The sequence below is a fragment of the Pseudomonas sp. St290 genome (genome assembly GCF_018325805.1).
Taxonomy (GTDB): Bacteria; Pseudomonadota; Gammaproteobacteria; order Pseudomonadales; family Pseudomonadaceae; genus Aquipseudomonas; species Aquipseudomonas bijieensis.
Genome location: NZ_AP014703.1, coordinates 3,413,803 through 3,431,445 on the forward strand (window position 1 = coordinate 3,413,803; position 17,643 = coordinate 3,431,445).

12 protein-coding genes are annotated in these 17,643 nt (G+C 61.3%); 9 read left to right on the plus strand and 3 right to left on the minus strand.

Annotation, left to right across the window (positions count from 1 at the left end):
* The first annotated feature begins 16 nt into the window (after positions 1–16).
* Positions 17–1,870, plus strand: a complete 1,854-nt coding sequence (locus PBDP_RS15030; RefSeq protein WP_212800843.1) for a polyurethane esterase — start codon at positions 17–19, stop codon at positions 1,868–1,870.
* A gap of 252 nt (positions 1,871–2,122) precedes the next feature.
* Here the strand turns inward: PBDP_RS15030 and PBDP_RS15035 are convergent, their stop codons facing one another.
* Entirely contained in the window at positions 2,123–2,347 is a 225-nt protein-coding gene (locus PBDP_RS15035) for a YgdI/YgdR family lipoprotein (protein ID WP_109754053.1), read from the minus strand.
* 223 nt (positions 2,348–2,570) lie between these two features.
* Here PBDP_RS15035 and PBDP_RS15040 point away from each other — a divergent pair, with 223 nt between their 5' ends.
* The 3 genes from PBDP_RS15040 to PBDP_RS15050 all read left to right on the plus strand — a co-directional run bounded on the left by PBDP_RS15040 (position 2,571) and on the right by PBDP_RS15050 (position 8,595).
* Positions 2,571–4,301 carry a VRR-NUC domain-containing protein gene (locus PBDP_RS15040; RefSeq protein ID WP_212800844.1) on the plus strand — a complete coding sequence of 577 codons (1,731 nt, stop codon included), beginning with the start codon at positions 2,571–2,573 and terminating at the stop codon, positions 4,299–4,301.
* Positions 4,298–6,601: an ATP-dependent DNA helicase gene (locus PBDP_RS15045; protein ID WP_212800845.1), complete on the plus strand. Its 2,304-nt coding sequence runs from the start codon at positions 4,298–4,300 to the stop codon at positions 6,599–6,601. Before PBDP_RS15040 ends, PBDP_RS15045 begins: the two co-directional genes overlap by 4 nt.
* Positions 6,602–6,666: 65 nt before the next feature.
* Positions 6,667–8,595: a hybrid sensor histidine kinase/response regulator gene (locus PBDP_RS15050; RefSeq protein ID WP_212800846.1), complete on the plus strand. Its 1,929-nt coding sequence runs from the start codon at positions 6,667–6,669 to the stop codon at positions 8,593–8,595.
* Between the two features lie 186 nt (positions 8,596–8,781).
* Here PBDP_RS15050 and PBDP_RS29930 read toward each other — a convergent pair whose 3' ends face one another.
* Positions 8,782–9,012 carry a hypothetical protein gene (locus tag PBDP_RS29930; RefSeq protein ID WP_109754057.1) on the minus strand — a complete coding sequence of 77 codons (231 nt, stop codon included), beginning with the start codon at positions 9,010–9,012 and terminating at the stop codon, positions 8,782–8,784.
* 151 nt (positions 9,013–9,163) lie between these two features.
* Here PBDP_RS29930 and PBDP_RS15055 point away from each other — a divergent pair, with 151 nt between their 5' ends.
* Complete coding sequence (locus tag PBDP_RS15055) at positions 9,164–9,700, plus strand: hypothetical protein (RefSeq protein WP_109754058.1); 537 nt, start codon at positions 9,164–9,166, stop codon at positions 9,698–9,700.
* A gap of 12 nt (positions 9,701–9,712) precedes the next feature.
* Here PBDP_RS15055 and PBDP_RS15060 read toward each other — a convergent pair whose 3' ends face one another.
* A complete protein-coding gene (locus tag PBDP_RS15060; protein WP_116832412.1) occupies positions 9,713–11,050 on the minus strand; it encodes a cation:proton antiporter in 1,338 nt (445 codons plus the stop codon).
* 393 nt (positions 11,051–11,443) lie between these two features.
* Between PBDP_RS15060 and PBDP_RS15065 the strand changes: the two genes are divergently transcribed.
* From PBDP_RS15065 to ligD, 4 genes are read left to right on the plus strand one after another with little or no spacing between them, the layout of a single operon-like run.
* Positions 11,444–12,829: an iron-containing redox enzyme family protein gene (locus PBDP_RS15065; RefSeq protein ID WP_212800847.1), complete on the plus strand. Its 1,386-nt coding sequence runs from the start codon at positions 11,444–11,446 to the stop codon at positions 12,827–12,829.
* 10 nt (positions 12,830–12,839) lie between these two features.
* A complete protein-coding gene (locus PBDP_RS15070) occupies positions 12,840–13,853 on the plus strand; it encodes a methyltransferase (RefSeq protein ID WP_163858725.1) in 1,014 nt (337 codons plus the stop codon).
* Complete coding sequence (locus PBDP_RS15075) at positions 13,825–14,988, plus strand: carboxylate-amine ligase (protein ID WP_212800848.1); 1,164 nt, start codon at positions 13,825–13,827, stop codon at positions 14,986–14,988. Before PBDP_RS15070 ends, PBDP_RS15075 begins: the two co-directional genes overlap by 29 nt.
* A complete protein-coding gene (gene ligD, locus PBDP_RS15080) occupies positions 14,985–17,612 on the plus strand; it encodes a DNA ligase D (protein WP_212800849.1) in 2,628 nt (875 codons plus the stop codon). The genes PBDP_RS15075 and ligD overlap by 4 nt, the downstream gene beginning before the upstream one ends.
* Positions 17,613–17,643: the final 31 nt, after the last annotated feature.

The following is a 17,643-nucleotide window of genomic DNA, read 5'->3' on the forward strand; positions in this document are numbered from 1 at the left end:
AAAGAGAGCGACAACCATGGGTATCTACGACTACAAGAACCTCGGCACCACCGAATCCAAGGCACTGGTCAGCGACGCAATGGCCATCATGCTGTATTCCTACCACAACCTCGACAACGGCTTTGCCGCCGGTTACCAGCACAACGGCTTCGGTGCCGGCCTGCCGGCGACCCTGGTCACCGCGTTGCTGGGAGGCACCGATTCCCAAGGGGTGATTCCCGGTGTGCCGTGGAATCCCGACTCGGAGAAACTCGCCTTGGAGGCGGTGCAGAAGGCCGGCTGGACGCCCATCAGCGCCACGCAACTGGGTTACGCCGGTAAGGTCGATGGCCGCGGGACGTTTTTCGGTGAAAAGGCCGGCTACACCACCGCGCAGGTAGAGATCCTTGGCAAGTACGACGCCGAGGGGCACCTGCAGGAAATCGGCGTGTCGTTTCGCGGCACCAGCGGCCCTCGGGAGAACCTGATTGGCGACTCCATTGGCGATGTGATCAACGACCTGATGGCCGCCCTGGGGCCCAAGGACTATGCGAAAAACTACGTCGGCGAAGCTTTTGGCAACCTGCTCGGGGACGTCGCGAAGTTTGCCCAGGCCCACGGCCTGACAGGCAAGGACGTGCTGGTCAGCGGCCATAGCCTGGGTGGGCTGGCGGTCAACAGCCTGGCGGACTTGAGCACCAGCAAATGGTCAGGGTTCTATTCCGGTGCCAACTACATCGCCTACGCCTCGCCGACCCAGAGCAGTACCGACAAGGTCTTGAACATCGGTTACGAGAACGACCCGGTGTTTCGCGCCCTGGACGGTTCGACCTTCAACCTCACGTCGGTGGGCGTGCACGACGGGCAGCAGGAATCGGCCACCAACAATATCGTCAGCTTCAACGACCACTACGCTTCAGCGGCCTGGAACGTACTGCCATTTTCCATCCTCAACATCCCCACCTGGATTTCCCACCTGCCCACCGGCTACGGCGATGGCATGGGTCGGATCATGACTTCGGCGTTCTACGACCTCACTGAAAAAGACTCCACCGTCATCGTCGCCAACCTGTCAGACCCCGCGCGGGCCAATACCTGGGTGCAGGACCTCAACCGCAACGCGGAAACCCACACCGGCAGCACGTTTATCATCGGCAGCGACAGCAATGACCTGATCCAGGGCGGCCAGGCCAGTGACTACCTGGAGGGGCGAGCAGGCAATGACACCTTTCGCGATGGCGGTGGCTACAACGTGATACTGGGCGGGCAGGGCAGCAATACCTTGCAACTGCAGCAGTCGGTGAAGGATTTCAGTTTCGCCCATGACGGGGCCGGGACGCTGTATGTGCGCGATGTCCATGGCGCGATCAGCATCACCCGCGACATTGGCACGTTGGTCAGTAAGGAGTCCGGGTTGTTCTGGGGGCTGCTCAAGGATGAAGTGAGCCACAGCGTCACCGCCAATGGCCTGGTGGCTGGCGCCAACCTGACCGCCTATGCGTCTTCGGTCAAGGGCAGCGCGGCCAACGACACCTTGGTGGCGGGAGCGAAGGGGGACTGGCTGTTCGGCCAGGACGGTGACGATGTGTTGGTGGGCGGCGCCGGTAACGACACCTTCGTCGGCGGTGCGGGCAATGACCAGATGCACGCGGGAGGCGGCAGTGACACCTTCCTTTTCAACGGTGCATTCGGCCAGGACCGGATCAGCGGTTATGAGGCCGGGGACAAGCTGGTGTTCCTCGGCGTACCAGGCGCCGGGGCGGGGCATGACTACAGCCAGTACCTGGCACAAGTGGGCAGCGACACGCTGCTTAAGGTCGGCGACAGTTCCGTGACGCTGGTGGGCGTTGGTATCGGTCAGGTTGGCGGCGACGGGATCGTGTTCGCTTGATAGTGCTATTGCGAGCAGGTTCGCTCCCACAGGGGATCTCGGGTGGATGAAGTATTGGTGTTCACCACCACACCCTGTGGGAGCGGGCTTGCTCGCGAAGGGGCCTGGACATTCAACATCAGTGCAAGCTGACCCACCGCTTTCGCGAGCAAGCCCGCTCCCACAGGGATGATGGTGAATACAGGATTCTGTGAACACCGGAGAGCAAATGTGGGAGCGAGCCTGCTCGCGATGACGGTGTAGCTGTCGAACTCAGTCTTCCTTGCGAATGGTAGCCACATCATCGGCGCGGACCCGGACTTTCTTGCCGGAAATATCCTCGAACTCGTAGAAACCATCAGCGGTGCGGGTATTGGGGGTGTCCTTGGTCAAATACTGAGTACCGTTCTGCAAAGTCACCACGGTTGGCGAGGCGCAGCCAGACAGAGCCAGAAATGCCACGACGACCAGGGGCAGGCCCAGAAACCTGATGTTCATAACCATAACCTCTCAATCAAAAGGACACGGATCAGCTGATTCGACCGCGCCATCACGTTAGTCAACCGCCATTGGTCTCGCTTGCCGTAGGAAAGTTCATCGCTGGCTGAAGGATTTCACCTTAAATATAGGAGACCGTTCATCTTTTGCGGTTGCCTGAGTGGTTTACAGCTGTTATCTGTATGCATAACCAGTACCCCAAAACTCTTGGCGTTTCTTTTCCGTGGCAGCCCGTGCTCTCGACGATCCGTTTTATTACCTGAACAACTTCCAGCAGGTACTCGCTTGGTTGACCCAGCGGTATGCCGATGTGCTCAGCCCCGAAGAACAACGCTTCATCGACCACTTCGTAGCGCTGCCGCGTGGCTCCCAGGGCTTGCTGGTGCGGATGGTGATGCGCAAGGGACTGCGGTTTCGCCATAGCAAGCTGAATTACCCGGAAATCGGCGACATAGGCGTAGCCGTCGCGCCGTTGCTGGCGTTGGGTTGGGTCAAGGAACAGGCTCCCATCGGGCTCGTCGAGCTGTTCGAGGTGCTGCTCAAGCCGGAAATCCTCCTGTGCCTGGGCCACTTGATCGAACACCCCAAGGCGAAAAAGACCGAATGGCTCCAGGCCCTGGACGAACACCTCAGTCAACCCCAGCCGTTCCGGGCCTGGTGCCCGCAGCTTGACGATCGGCTGTACAGCTTGACGATCATGCATCTGTGCGACAGGCTGCGGTTGATGTTTTTCGGCAATCTTTACCAGGACTGGTCGGAATTCGTCCTGGCGGACCTGGGCATTTTCACCTACGAAACCGTCGAGTTCAGCGCCGAGTCACGGGGCTTGCGCAGTCGCGAAGACGTCGATGCCTGCGTGTTCCTGCACGACTGCCAGCAGCGCTTCGAAGCCGGCGACCCCCTGGAAGAAATTGTCGCCCAGGTCAACCAACTGTCCCTGGACAATCCATGGCTGGAGCGACGCCGGGGCAAGTTGTTGTTCCAGATCGGCCAGCATGGCGAACGCATCGGCGATTTTGCCTTGGCCTTGGGCATCTATCGCGATTGCACCTACCCCGGCGCGCGGCTGCGGATGGTCCGGGTGCTGGAGCGCGTGGGTGAGTACACCCTGGCTCTTGAACTGGGCGAGGCGGCGGCGCAGGCACCGCAAAGTGCCGCCGAAACCCAGGCCTTGCTGCGGATCCTGCCCCGTCTGCGGCGCAAGTTGGGTGGGCCACCGGTGCCACGGGGCATGACCCGGGAAGAAGATCGCCTGGAGCTGCACCTGCCTCGCGTCGATCCGGCCTTATCGGTGGAGTACCACGTCCAGGCCCATCTGCACGACGAAGCCGCGCCGGTGCATTACGTCGAGAACAGCCTGATCAATTCGCTGTTCGGCCTGTTGTGTTGGCCGGCGATCTTCGCGCCGCTGCCGGGAGCGTTTTTCCACCCGTTCCAGCGCGGGCCGGTCGACCTGCTCAACGAAGATTTCCACGCCCGTCGCGCCGAGCTGTTCGCAACTTGCCTGGCAGAGTTGGACGATGGCCGCTATCGACAGACCATCGTCCGTCGCTACGCGCAAAAGTGGGGTGTGCAGTCACCTTTCGTGTTCTGGGGCGCGTTGTCCGAGTCCTTGCTGGAACAGGCCCTCGATTGCCTGCCGGCGGAGCATCTCAAGCACTGGTTCCACCGTTTGCTGCTGGACATCAAGGCCAACCGCGCCGGCATGCCGGACCTGATCCAGTTCTGGCCGCAGGACAAGACCTACCGCATGATCGAAGTCAAAGGCCCCGGCGATCGCCTGCAAGACAACCAGCTGCGCTGGCTGGAGTTCTGTCACGAGCACCAGATGCCCGTCGCTGTTTGTTATGTGCAGTGGGTGGAGTCCCCCATTGCGAGCGAGCTTGCTCCCACAGGTGATCTGGGGCAGTCGGTCCCTTGTGGAAGCGAGCTTGCTCGCGATGGGCACACATGAATCTGCTGCCAGGCTACAGCATCGCCGTGCGGGCGCTTTGTGAGTTCACTGCCAAGGTGGGTGACCTCGACCTGCGCTTCACACCGTCGCCCACGGCCTTGGAAGGTATCGCCGGCCATCGCACCGTGGCCTCGCGGCGCAGCGAAGGCTATCAGTCTGAGGTGGTCCTCGAAGGTCACTACCAGGCACTGAAAGTCAAAGGCCGGGCCGACGGCTATGACCCGGATCGCCAGTGCCTTGAAGAAGTGAAGACCTACCGGGGCGACCTGGCCAAGCAGCCCGCCAATCATCGCCAGCTGCATTGGGCACAGGCGAAAATCTATGGCTGGCTGATGTGCCAGAAGCTGCAGTTGTCGCACATCGACGTGGCGCTGGTGTACTTCGACATCGTCAGCGAAAAGGAAACCTGCATCACGCAACCCTTCGAGGCGACGGAGCTGCAAGCCTTTTTCGAAGCGCAATGCGCGTTGTTCCTGGCCTGGGCCGAACAGGAAATGGCCCATCGACAGGCACGCAACCTTGGCGCGCAGTCGCTGGTGTTTCCGCATGCCGGTTTCAGGCCCGGGCAACGGCACTTGGCCGAGTCGGTGTTCAAGGCGGTCAGCACCGGTCGCTGCCTGATGGCCCAGGCACCCACTGGCATTGGCAAGACCATCGGCACCTTGTTTCCGTTGCTCAAGGCCCTGGCGCCGCAGCGACTGGACAAGGTGTACTTCCTAACGGCGAAGACCCCAGGGCGCAAGCTGGCCCTGGATGCGGCACGAGTGCTTACCCACAGCGCACCGTCAATGCCGTTACGGGTGCTGGAAATAATCGCCCGGGACAAGGCCTGCGAACACCCGGACAAGGCCTGCCATGGCGAATCCTGCCCGCTGGCCCGCGGTTTTTACGACCGCTTGCCGGGCGCCCGGGCGGCAGCGAGCCAGGTCACGTTGCTCGACCAGACGGCGTTGCGCGAAATTGCGCTGGCCCATGAGGTCTGCCCGTATTACCTAAGCCAGGAAATGGCCCGTTGGGCCGATGTGGTGGTAGCCGACTACAACTATTACTTCGATTTCAATGCCTTGCTCTTCGGCCTGGCCCAGGCCAATGGCTGGACCGTCGCGACCCTGGTGGATGAAGCCCACAACCTGGTGGAGCGCGGACGGCAGATGTACAGCGCGACCCTCGACCAGGCCGCGCTAACCAGCGTGCGAAAAACCGCCCCTGAACCACTGAAGAAATCCCTGGAGCGGGTCAATCGCCAGTGGAACGCCTTGCACGCGCCCCAGATGGCGGCCTATCAGGCCTATGAAAAGCTGCCGGAAAAACTGCTCCAGGCCCTGGCTAGCTGTACCACGGCCATCGGCGATTACCTCAACGATCATCCCCAGGGCCTGGACAGCGGTTTACAGGCGTTTTACTTCGATGCCTTGCAGTTTGGCCGAGTGGCGGAATCCTTCGACGAGCACTTTGTGTTCGACATCCACAAGCGCGAACTCGGTCGCCAGCGCAGCCTGTCCACTCTGTGCCTGCGCAATGTGGTGCCGGCTGCATTCCTGGCCCCCAGGCTGACGGCCGCCCGTAGCACGGTGCTGTTTTCCGCGACCCTGAGCCCTCGACACTACTATGCGGACTTGTTGGGGACGCCGGGCGACACGGTATGGATCGATGTCGAATCACCATTCAAGGCCGAACAGCTGGACGTGCAGGTTGTCAGCCGCATCTCCACCCGTTTTGCCCACCGCCAGGCGTCCCTGGAGCCGATTGTCGAGTTGATGGCTCGCCAGTTCCGCGAGCGGCCAGGCAACTACCTGGCCTTTTTCAGCAGCTTCGATTACTTGCAGCAAGTGGCCGGGCTGTTTGCCGAACGGTACCCACAGATTGAACTCTGGACGCAATCGCGGGGCATGGGCGAAGCCCCTCGGCAGGCGTTTATCGAGCGCTTCATGGAGCACAGCCAAGGTATCGGTTTTGCCGTGTTGGGCGGCGCGTTCGGCGAGGGCATCGATTTGCCGGGCTCACGCCTGATCGGCGCCTTCATCGCCACCTTGGGGCTCGCGCAGTTCAACCCGGTCAATGAGCAGATGAAACAACGCATGGCGGCGATCTTCGGCGACGGCTACGACTACACCTACCTGTACCCCGGCCTGCAAAAAGTCGTACAGGCGGCTGGCCGCGTCATCCGTACCCAGCAGGATCGCGGAGTGGTGCTGCTGATAGATGATCGGTTTGGCGAGGCGAGGGTGCAGCACTTGTTGCCGCGTTGGTGGTCAGTTACTCAAGAGGTGCACAAATCTCCCGGTGGGAACCAGGTTTGACGATTTTTCCTGGCGCCCGACTTGCTCCATACTCCGCAAAAAATCCACATGGACGCCTCGGCCAGATGCTTGAGAAAGACTCCAAGACCTCACTCATGAACGAAGAGCAGCGCTTTCGCCTGCTCATCGACGCTGTGGTCGACTACGCCATCTACATGACCGACCCCTCGGGCATCATCACCAGCTGGAACTCCGGCGCCAGGCGATTCAAGGGCTACGAGGAATCCGAAATCCTGGGCCAGCACTTCTCCCGTTTCTACACCGACCAGGACCGCGCCGCCGGCCTGCCGCAACGGGCGCTGGACACGGCCGTGCATGAGGGGCGCTTCGAAGGCGAGGGCTGGCGGGTGCGCAAGGACGGCACGTTGTTCTGGTCCCATGTGGTGATCGATCCGATCATCGACAGCCAGAGCGGCACCTTGCTCGGCTTCGCCAAGATCACCCGCGACCTGACCGATCGCAAGATGGCCGAGGAAACCCTCAAGCAAAGCGAGCAGCAGTTCCGCCTGCTGGTGCAAAGCGTCACCGATTACGCCATCTACATGCTCGACCCGCAGGGCCAGGTCACCAACTGGAACCAGGGGGCGCAGCGGATCAAGGGGTATCTGCCGATCGAAGCCATCGGCCAGCATTTCTCGATGTTCTATACCCCGGAGGATCGTGAAGCCGGTGAACCACAGCGCGCGCTGAGCATCGCCGCCAGCGAAGGGCGTTTCGAGAAAAAGGGCTGGCGCATGCGCAAGGATGGCACACGCTTCATGGCCCACGTGGTCATCGATGCGATTCGCAGCGACACCGGCACACTGTTGGGATTCGCCAAGATCACCCGCGACATCACCGACGCCACCAAGGCCCAGGAAGCCCTCGAGCAGGCCCGCGAGGCGCTGTTCCAATCGCAGAAACTGCAAGCCATCGGGCAGCTCAGTGGCGGCATCGCCCATGATTTCAATAACCTGTTGACGGTCATCCTCGGCAACCTGGAAATCGTGCGCAAGCGCATGCCTGGCGATCCGAAACTCGCTCAATTGCTGGACAACGCGACCCAGGGCGCGCTGCGCGGTGTTTCCCTGACCCAGCGGATGCTGGCATTTGCCCGCCGGCAGAAATTGACCTACGAATCGGTCGAGCTGTCGGCCTTGGTGCAGGGCATCAGCGGCCTGCTGCAAAGCTCCCTGGGCCCGTCGATACACCTCCGGACCTGTTTTGCCGAGGCGCTGTCGCCGGTGCTGGCCGATGTCAACCAACTGGAGCTGGCGATTCTCAACCTGGCGACCAATGCCCGGGACGCCATGCCCCATGGCGGCCAGATCACGATTACAGCCGAAGAGCGGCAAGGCTCTGATGCGGCCCCGGACCAGCCAATGGCGCCGGGGCGCTACATTTGCCTGACGATGACCGATGAGGGCGAGGGCATGGATGAGGCCACGCTGGCCTCGGCCGTGGACCCGTTCTTCACCACCAAAGGGGTCGGCAAGGGAACCGGCCTGGGGTTATCCATGGTGCATGGCCTGGCGGAACAGTTGGGAGGCCGCCTGATTCTCAGGAGCCAGAAAGGTGTCGGGACTACCGCGCAGTTGTGGCTACCAGTGGCTGACAACCCGGCACCGGACAAAGTATCGGTCCAGGAAACGCCGCAACCCGTCGACGAATTGAGGGTGCTGGTGGTCGACGATGACAGCCTGGTGCTCACCAGCACACGCTTGCTGATCGAGGACCTCGGGCATCGGGTCCTTTGCGCGTCATCGGGCGCCCAGGCACTGGAACTGCATGAGCGCAATCCGGATATCGACCTGGTGATCACCGACATGGCCATGCCGCAGATGGACGGTGCGCAGTTGGCGAAACTGTTGCGCGATCGCCAACCGAACCTACCCATCATCCTGGCTACCGGTTATGCCGAACGCCTGGAAGGTTTTGCCGCGAATTTGCCTCGGTTGATCAAGCCATTCAAGCAAATTGACCTGGTGCAGATCATTGCGCAGACGATGAAATAGATACGGATCCCAGGTTGAATGCGGCTCCCCTGTGGCGAGGGGATTTATCCCCGCTGGGGCGCGAAGCGGCCCCCATCGTACCGACGCCTCGGTGTATCAGGCGATCCAGGGGGCTGCTGCGCAGCCCAGCGGGGATAAATCCCCTCGCCACAGGGGGTGTATGCCTGCCCACAAAGGGGACCATGCCTATTCGGTGTTCTTCCTGAACCCACGCAAATTCATCGCACACAGGCAAAACTGCAACACGATCAATGCATACGCATCCGTATGCAGCCCCCAGACCACCCATAGAATGTTGCTCGCAATAAAACAACTGAATCCCGCCACCCTGCGTCGGGGTTGGCGTGAGCCGATCAACCAGGCAGCCAGCACCGTGACGACCATCGCCGGCCATTGCACCCATCCAAGATAATCCACATAACCCTCCTCTTGTCCTGACACCCTAGAGACCTTGACGGTGGGAGAGCGTTTCCTCGGACTTCGATACACCTGCGGTCCATTGGCTTGAACTTGCCGCGCACCGGGTTCTTCTAATGAGTCCGAATCGACACTGAGATACAGCCACACGATGCCCAGAATCCTCACCAGCCAGACTCCGGATGAAGAACTGACGGAGCACAACGCCAAACTGTTCGGCTCGCCCAAGGAGCGACTGGATTTCTATCGCCGGGAGATCCAGTACGAAACCAGCATCCTGGCCAATCGGACCGATGCCTACCTGGCCGCCCAATCCTTCCTGGTGATCGCCTTTGCCTCGTGCATGGCCAACCTGAACCCGGAATGGGGCAAGCTGTTCACGTTGATCGTGCCGCCATTGCTGGCGTTGTTGGGATTCTTGAGCTCACTCAATGCCTGGCCGGGTATTCGAGCGGCCTACGAGATCATCGATCACTGGCATTTCAAACAGAGCGAGCTATTGCGCGCCGAACCCTTGATGGGCATGGCCTACGACGAATCGCCACTGTTCAACGAGCGGGAATCGACGCACAAAGGCTACCGTAAATCGTTGCTGTTCTCGGTGCGCACACCGTGGATCTTCGCCACGTTCTGGGTGCTGCTGGGGGTGTATTCGGTCTTTATTCAACTGACCGATCCAGGTAGTTGAGGCCCACTCGCCTCAGCTCGATTTTTTATGACGCTCGTACCAGGCCAGGGTGGGCTGGGTCGTGACGCCATGGACCAGAATGCTCAAGGCCACCACCGACAGGGTAAGGTTTATGCACAGTTGCGCCACTTCTGGTTGCAGCTCATGGTTCAAGGCGAAGAACAGATAAAACAGGCTGCCGATCCCACGAATGCCAAACCAGCCGATCAGCAATCGTTGCGGCGTGTCCAGCAATCGCCGCCAGGGCACGATCAGTACACTCAGCGGGCGAATCACGATGAACAGCAGGGCGCTGATGAGCAGCGCACGGCTATCCCAATGGGTTGCCATGACAACCCCCAGCAAGGTCACCAGGAACACTTCCATCGAGCGCTCCACCAGGCTGCCGAACGCCAGCATGTCGCTCATCATGACCCCTGCGGCCAATTGACTATCGTCCAGCGACTCGGTATCGCCGAGGACGGCCTGTTGGGGATCGACGGTCTCGTGGCCCACCACCGGTTGCACCAGGTGTTCCGCCGGTGGTGCCGCTTCATCGGTGGATTTGACCTCGGCCTGACGCAGCCCCAGGCCGGCGGCGAACACGGAAAGAAAGCCGTAGCCCTGGATCCACTCGGCCACGACGTAAGCGAGGGCAATCAGTGCCAGGGCCAGGTAATCATTGGGTGACAACGTACTGTCGGCATTCCTGATGCGCATCGACAAGGTCAGCTTGCCAATACCGCGGCCCATCCAGTAACCGACCAGCAGCCCGGCCGGCACGGCCCAGAGAACGTTACGCAACAGCCAGTCACCGAGAAAACCGCTGCCGTCCTCGTGCAGCATCAACAGGCCGAGAATCACAAAGGGAAACGCCGTGCCGTCGTTCAGCCCCGCTTCGCCCGACAACCCGAAACGCACCCGGTCGTCATCCCTTGCATCATTGACCTGCACCAACGCCGCCAATACCGGGTCGGTGGGCGCCAGCATCGCGCCGATCAGCATCGATACGCCCCAACCGAGACCGAACAGATAATGCAATGCCAGGCACAGGCCAGCGATGCACAGGATCATCACCGGCCCGGCCAGCCCATAGGCTACGCGCCAGGTTCGATCCTTGAGGGGCAAGCGCAACTTGAGGCCGCTGACGAACAGCGAAAACACCACCGCGACTTCCGTGAGGTGCTCCATCCAGACCGACGAGTCGCTGATGTCCAGCTTCAGCACACCCAAACCCATCGGCCCGATGGCGACGCCCAACACCAGGCACATCGCCGAGGTGGTGACCGGCATCCAGCGAAGGTAGGAGGAGGTCAGGGCCAGGGTCAGCAACACGGCCCCAAGCACCGCTACCCATACTGTGAACGTCATCGTTGCTCCTTGGGTATCGGATCGGCCAGCCGCAACGCAGAGATGTGCGACCAACATCAAACCGTGTGGCGAGGGGATTTATCCCCGTTGGGCTGCGTAGCAGCCCTCGATCAATCTGCAACACCGAGGAGCCAGTTGCATGGGGCCATATCGCGACCCAGCGGGGCGGTGCGACGTTTCGCTAAATCCCCTCGTCACAAAGTGTCTACTTTCTGGTTTTGGCGCACTTGTCACTCATTCGAGGCTCGGAGCGAAGCGAGGGTTCCCACCAAAACTGCACAGCTCCGTTTATCCGCCTGCCTTTCAATCCAACGGAATTTTTCGCCGCTCCTGGCGCTCTGCAAGAGAAGAGACGTTCTGACTCAGCGTCCGCCGAGAACCCAAGAGGCCCTTATGACTGCGCTGACACCCCTTCAATCCCAGCCGGCAACCATGCACCCTGTCAGCCCCGACGGGCACGTGCGCCAGTGCTATGAGCGACTGCTCCAAGGGCCCGATGACGCTGACAAGCAAGCCGTCGCCCAGGCGTTCCTGAAGGAATGCATTGCAAAGGCTGCGGCGCTCCCCCAGGAAATGCCCGATGAGCCCATGGCGCTGCAGGCCTGGGTCGAGCGGCACAGCGCCGGCGTGGCCCGGCAATACGCTGATTATCTGGAACGACGCAAAAGCGGTGGTCCACGGGAGTTCTTCAGCGGCAAGGCCCATGCCTTGTACTTTCTGCAGGCTGTAGCCCCGACCAAACGGGTCGACGGCGCCTGGCTGTACGGCGTGCTCAAACACTGGCACGACCATCGGTTCGAAGGGTTGCTGTGCACCTACCTGGAAGAGTTGGGGGACGGTCATCCCTCGCAAAACCATGTGGTGATCTATCGCAAGTTGCTCGCCGAATACGACCTGTCCGACGCCCCGGACATCGACGACGACCTTTATTTGCAAGGCACCGTGCAATTGGCCCTGGGTTATGCCGGCGACGAATACCTGCCAGAGGTCATCGGCTACAACCTGGGCTATGAACAATTGCCCCTGCATCTGTTGATCAGCGCCTATGAGCTGAGCGAACTGGACATTGATCCGTACTATTTCACCCTTCACGTCACCATCGACAACGCCAGTACCGGCCACGCCCATAAGGCCGTGCAAGCATTGCTGCAACTACTGCCATTGGAGGCCGACCGTGAAGCTTTCTGGCACCGGGTCACTTTGGGTTATCGCCTCAATGACCTGGGGCTGGGCAGCCGGGACATCATCGGTTCGTTCGACCTGGACCGCGAAATGCTGGACATGCTCGAGCGCAAACGCCCGTTCGGCCAGCACATGCATTCCGATTACTGCAAGTTCGAAGGCAAGACCGTCAACCAATGGCTCTCGGCGCCGGGCCAGTTGGAAGGGTTCCTGGCGGCCATGCAGAACAAAGGCTGGATCAAGCGCCATGAAGACCCGCAGAACAGCCGTTTCTGGACGCTGATCGACGGGGCAGGGGCGGCCATGTTCGGGGTGTTCAGCCCTTACGAGAAACAGCTGCTGCATGACTGGATTGCTGGTGACTGGCTGGACGAGAGCACCAGGTCCGGCGCCCGGCGCGGTCCGGTTGCGGCTTGCGAACCGGCGACGTCGATTGATGATCCCGATGTGCAAAGCCTGCAACAGTCCCTGCAAGGCCGGGCACTCGATGAGCAGATGCAGATTCTGATGCCCTGGCTCTGCGCCCGGTGTCATAGCCATCCGGCCGGGCTGTTGGCGACTCGCCGGTTCATTGAACTCAAATCCGCTCTTCGCTAGGGAGCCCTGCATGAATGAAGAAGAACGCTTGTCCGAACAGGACCTTGCGCTGCTGCAATTGGGCCGACGCCTGCAAGCCGACGGCTACCGCTTTATCACCCCGACCCCGTTGACCCACGAACGGGTCAACCAGCGTCCCGGCAACGAGCGTTCCAAGACTTTGCGGGACGTGTTCGGCTGGTCACGGCCGTTTGCGCCGGGGCTGATCAGCGCCGATGAACAGCGGCAATTGCAAGACGCCCAGGTGCTGGAGGAGTGTGACGGCTTGCTGCGTAGCCGGGTGCGCTGGTCGAGCCTGGATGGCTTGCTGTTCGCTCATTCGCAGTTCCCGACACAGGCCACCGACGCGGTGTTTTTCGGCCCTGACAGCTACCGCTTCGCCCAACTGATCCATACTCATCTGCAACAGAATTTCACGGCGGTGCATCGTGCCGTGGATATCGGTTGTGGCGCCGGCGTTGGCGCGATCGTGATCGCTCGCGCCCGGCGTGAAGCTCAGGTGCTGGCGGTGGACATCAATCCGCAAGCCCTGCGCCTGAGCGCCGTGAATGCGGCGCTGGCCGAGGTGGCCAATGTCGAGGTCGCCCGCAGCGACGTACTGCAGGACGTGCCAGGCAACTTCGACCTGATCGTCGCCAACCCGCCGTACATGGCCGATCCATCCGAGCGCGCCTATCGCCATGGCGGCGGCGTACTGGGTGCCGGGCTGTCGTTGCGCATCGTCGACCAGGCCTTGCCCCGGCTCACGCCTGGTGGCTCGCTGGTGCTCTACACCGGTGTGGCGATGATAGATGGACGCGACCCGTTCCTGGAGGCCCTGGGCCAGTGGCGTGACTCAGCGGACTTCGGCTGGACCTACAAGGAATTGGACCCGGACGTGTTCGGTGAGGAATTGCTGACGCCGGGTTATCAGGACGTGGAAAGGATCGCCGTGGTGGCGTTGGTTGTAACCCGCATCGGAGCAGGTATAGGCGGGGTTATCGGAGGGACTATCGATGAACAGGCGCATGAAATTCGGCATTGAAGAGGAGTATTTCATTACCGATCTGCAAACCCGTTGCATGCCAGGCGAGCCACCCGCGCAAGCGGTTGCGGCGTGCCAGGCCGAATTGGGCAAGCATTTCGCCCATGAAATGTTCCAGTGCCAGGTCGAGATGGCCTCGCCCATCTTTCGCAGCCTGGCCGAGGCCGCCGACTACCTGAGCCAAGTACGTACGGGCCTGAACCAGCGACTGGCACCGTATGGTCTGGGCCTGCTCAGCGCCGGTTCACACCCGAGGGCGGCCCAGGTGCTGCAACCCACCGACGAGCTGCATTTCCAGCAACTGTTCGATGATTACCAGCGGGTAGCGCGGCGCAGCGTGCTGTCGGGCTTGCATGTCCATGTGGAAGTCCCGGCCACGCAGGATCGGGTGCGGGTCATGAATGAGATCCTGCCCTCGTTGCCGATGTTCCTGGCCCTGAGCGCTTCATCGCCGTTCTGGAACGGTGGCTACAGTGGATTTAGCAGCTACCGGCAAGTGGCCTGCGATGAATGGCCACGCATGGGCGTGCCGGAATACTTCGAAGACGAGTCGGCATTCGCCGGCTACGTCGACATGCTCATGCGCACTGGTTCCATTCACCAGCCCAGCGATTGCTGGTGGGTGATACGACCGTCCTCACGTTACCCCACGCTGGAGATGCGTATTTGCGATGCTTGTCCGCGGGTCGAAGACGTCCTTTGCCTCGTCTCGTTGTTTCGCCTGATGGTAGCCCACGCCGTGGCACAACCTCGGCCCGGCGCTCGCTACAGCCAGATGTCCCAGTGGATCCTCAAGCAAAACCGCTGGCGGGCCAAACGCCACGGGATTCTCGCGGAATTTATCGTCGAGGGGCAGGAACAGCCGATGCTGATCGGTGAATGGCTGACCCTGGCGGAGCAGACCTTCGGGGAGACCGCGGCCGAGCTGGGCGTCCAGGAGGTGTTCAAGCAGGCACGGCGCATGGTGCAGGAAGGCACTAGCGCCGACCGGCAAATCGTCGTCTTCGAACAGGGGCTGCTGCTGGGCGATTCTGTCGAACAGGCCTTGAACCGCGTGGTTGATCAACTGCTCGCGGAAACCGCCGGCATGCCGGCCGCCTCTCCAGCGCTGCAACAGGTGGCAGGTGGTCCATGAGCAGCAAGACCCTGGATGACTACAACCGCATGCGTGACTTCGCCGCCACCCCGGAGCCGGCGGCGAAGCGCTCACGAAAATCGGCGAAAACCGCCCACGCGTTGCAGTTCTGCATTCAAAAGCACGACGCCTCGCGCTTGCATTATGACTTCCGCCTGGAGCTGGACGGCGCCCTCAAGAGTTGGGCGGTGCCCAAGGGACCTTCCCTGGACCCGAAAGCCAAGCGCCTGGCGGTGCATGTCGAAGACCATCCGCTGGATTACGCGACGTTTGAGGGCAGCATCCCCGAAGGCCATTACGGCGCCGGTGACGTCATCGTCTGGGACCGGGGCGTCTGGATTCCCCAGGGCGACCCCCATGAGGCCTATGAAAAAGGCCGGCTCAAGTTCGAGTTGCAAGGCGAAAAGCTCAGCGGCCTGTGGAACCTGGTGCGCACGCACATGCCCGGTAAACAGGAACAGTGGTTCCTGATCAAGCATCAGGACCATGCGGCTCGCCCTGAAAGCGAATATGACGTGGTCCAGGCCGAGCCGGACAGTGTGCTCAGCGATCGCACCCTCGTGCCCAAGCGCCGGGGCAAGGCCGCTGCAACCAAAGCGGTGAAACAACCGGAAAAGGCCGCTCAGCCGAAATCGCCGAAACGTTCTTCGAAAACCACCCTCAGCGGCGCGGTCGCCGGGCCGCTGCCGGAAACCCTCAAGCCGGAACTGGCGACGCTGGTGGAAAGTGCGCCCGACGGCGAATGGCTCTACGAAATCAAGTTCGACGGTTACCGGGTCATGGCGCGGATCGAAAGCGGCGACGTCAGGCTGCTCACCCGCAATGGTCATGATTGGACTCACAAACTGCCAAAACAGGCCGAGGCCTTGGCCGCGTTGGGGTTGGAATCGGCCTGGCTCGACGGTGAAATGGTGGTTGCCAACGACCAGGGCGTTCCGGACTTCCAGGCCTTGCAGAACGCCTTCGAGGTCGGCAGCAGCGGCAAGATCGCCTATTACCTGTTCGACGTGCCTTACCTCAACGGCATGGATTTGCGCAAAGTACCGGTGCAAGAACGCCGGGCCGCATTGGCCGCGGTGCTGGAGCCCAACAAAAGCCCCTTGTTGCGGTTTTCCGATGCCTTCGAGGAAACCCCTGAGGCGCTGCTCAACAGCGCCTGCCAGATGCAAATGGAAGGGCTGATCGGCAAGCGCGTCGGCAGCGCCTATGTGTCCAGGCGCAGCAACGACTGGATCAAGCTCAAGTGCAAGAATCGCCAGGAATTCGTGGTAGTGGGCTTCAGCGACCCCAAAGGCGCGCGCAGCGCCTTCGGAGCCTTGCTGCTGGGGCTGCATGACGCCGACAGCGGCCAGTTGCGCTACGCCGGCAAGGTCGGCACCGGGTTCAACGAAACCACCCTTAACAGCATCTACCAGCAATTGCTGCCGCTGGAGACGAAAAAGGCCGCCGTGGTGAACCCACCCACCGGTTACGAAGCCAAGGGCGTGCACTGGCTCGAACCGACGCTGTTGGCCGAGGTGGCCTTTGCCGAGATGACCAAGGAAGGCTCGGTGCGCCATGCGGTCTTCCATGGTTTGCGCAACGACAAGCCGGCCAGGGACATCACCCAGGAGCTTGCCAAACCCGTGAAAAAAAACGCCGCAGCGAAGAAAACCCGCGCCAAGGATGAGCCTGCCGTGGCACCGAGCAAAAGCACGGGCGGGTCCAAGGCAAAAGCCAAGACACCGGCCATGGACGGCAAGGTCCGCATCACCCATCCGGAACGAATCATTGATGCCAGCAGTGGCACCACCAAGTTGCAACTGGCCGAATACTACGCCAGCGTTGCCGAGTTCATCCTGCCGGAACTGGCGGATCGCCCGGTGGCCTTGGTCAGGGCGCCAGAAGGTATCGCTGGTGAGCTGTTCTTCCAGAAAAACGCCGAGCGCCTGGCGATTCCCGGCATCACCAGCCTGGACAAGGCGCTGACCGGGCAGCCGGTGATGATCATCAACAACGCCGAGGCGCTGATCGGCGCGGTGCAGATGAGCACGGTCGAACTGCACACCTGGAATGCGACTTCCGTTGACCTGGACAAGCCCGATCGCTTCGTCCTCGACCTTGACCCGGACCCTGCGCTGCCCTGGAAAAGCATGGTCGAAGCGACGCAGCTCACGCTATCGGTGCTCGATGAATTGGGGCTCAAGGCGTTCCTCAAGACCAGCGGTGGCAAGGGCATCCATGTGGTGGTGCCATTGACGCGTAAATTGGGCTGGGACGAGGTCAAGGACTTCAGCCATGCGATTGTCAGCCACATGGCCAAGTTGCTGCCGGACCGGTTTTCGGCGGTGTCCGGACCGAAAAACCGGGTAGGGCGGATCTTCATCGATTACCTGCGCAATGGTTTGGGCGCCACCACCATCTGCGCCTACGCCGCGCGGACCCGGGAAGGGTTACCGGTGTCTGTGCCGATCTTTCGCGAGGAGGTGGCCGAGCTCAAGGGGGCGAATCTGTGGAATGTGCACAACGTGCATGAGCGTCTGGCGGAGGTTGGTCATGAGCCTTGGGCCGAACTCAAGAAAACCCGCCAAAGCATCACCGCCGACATGCGTCGGCGGATTGGCATGAAAAAGCCCAAGAAGTAGGCCCAGTGACAGGTGAACCTCGCCAAAAGTC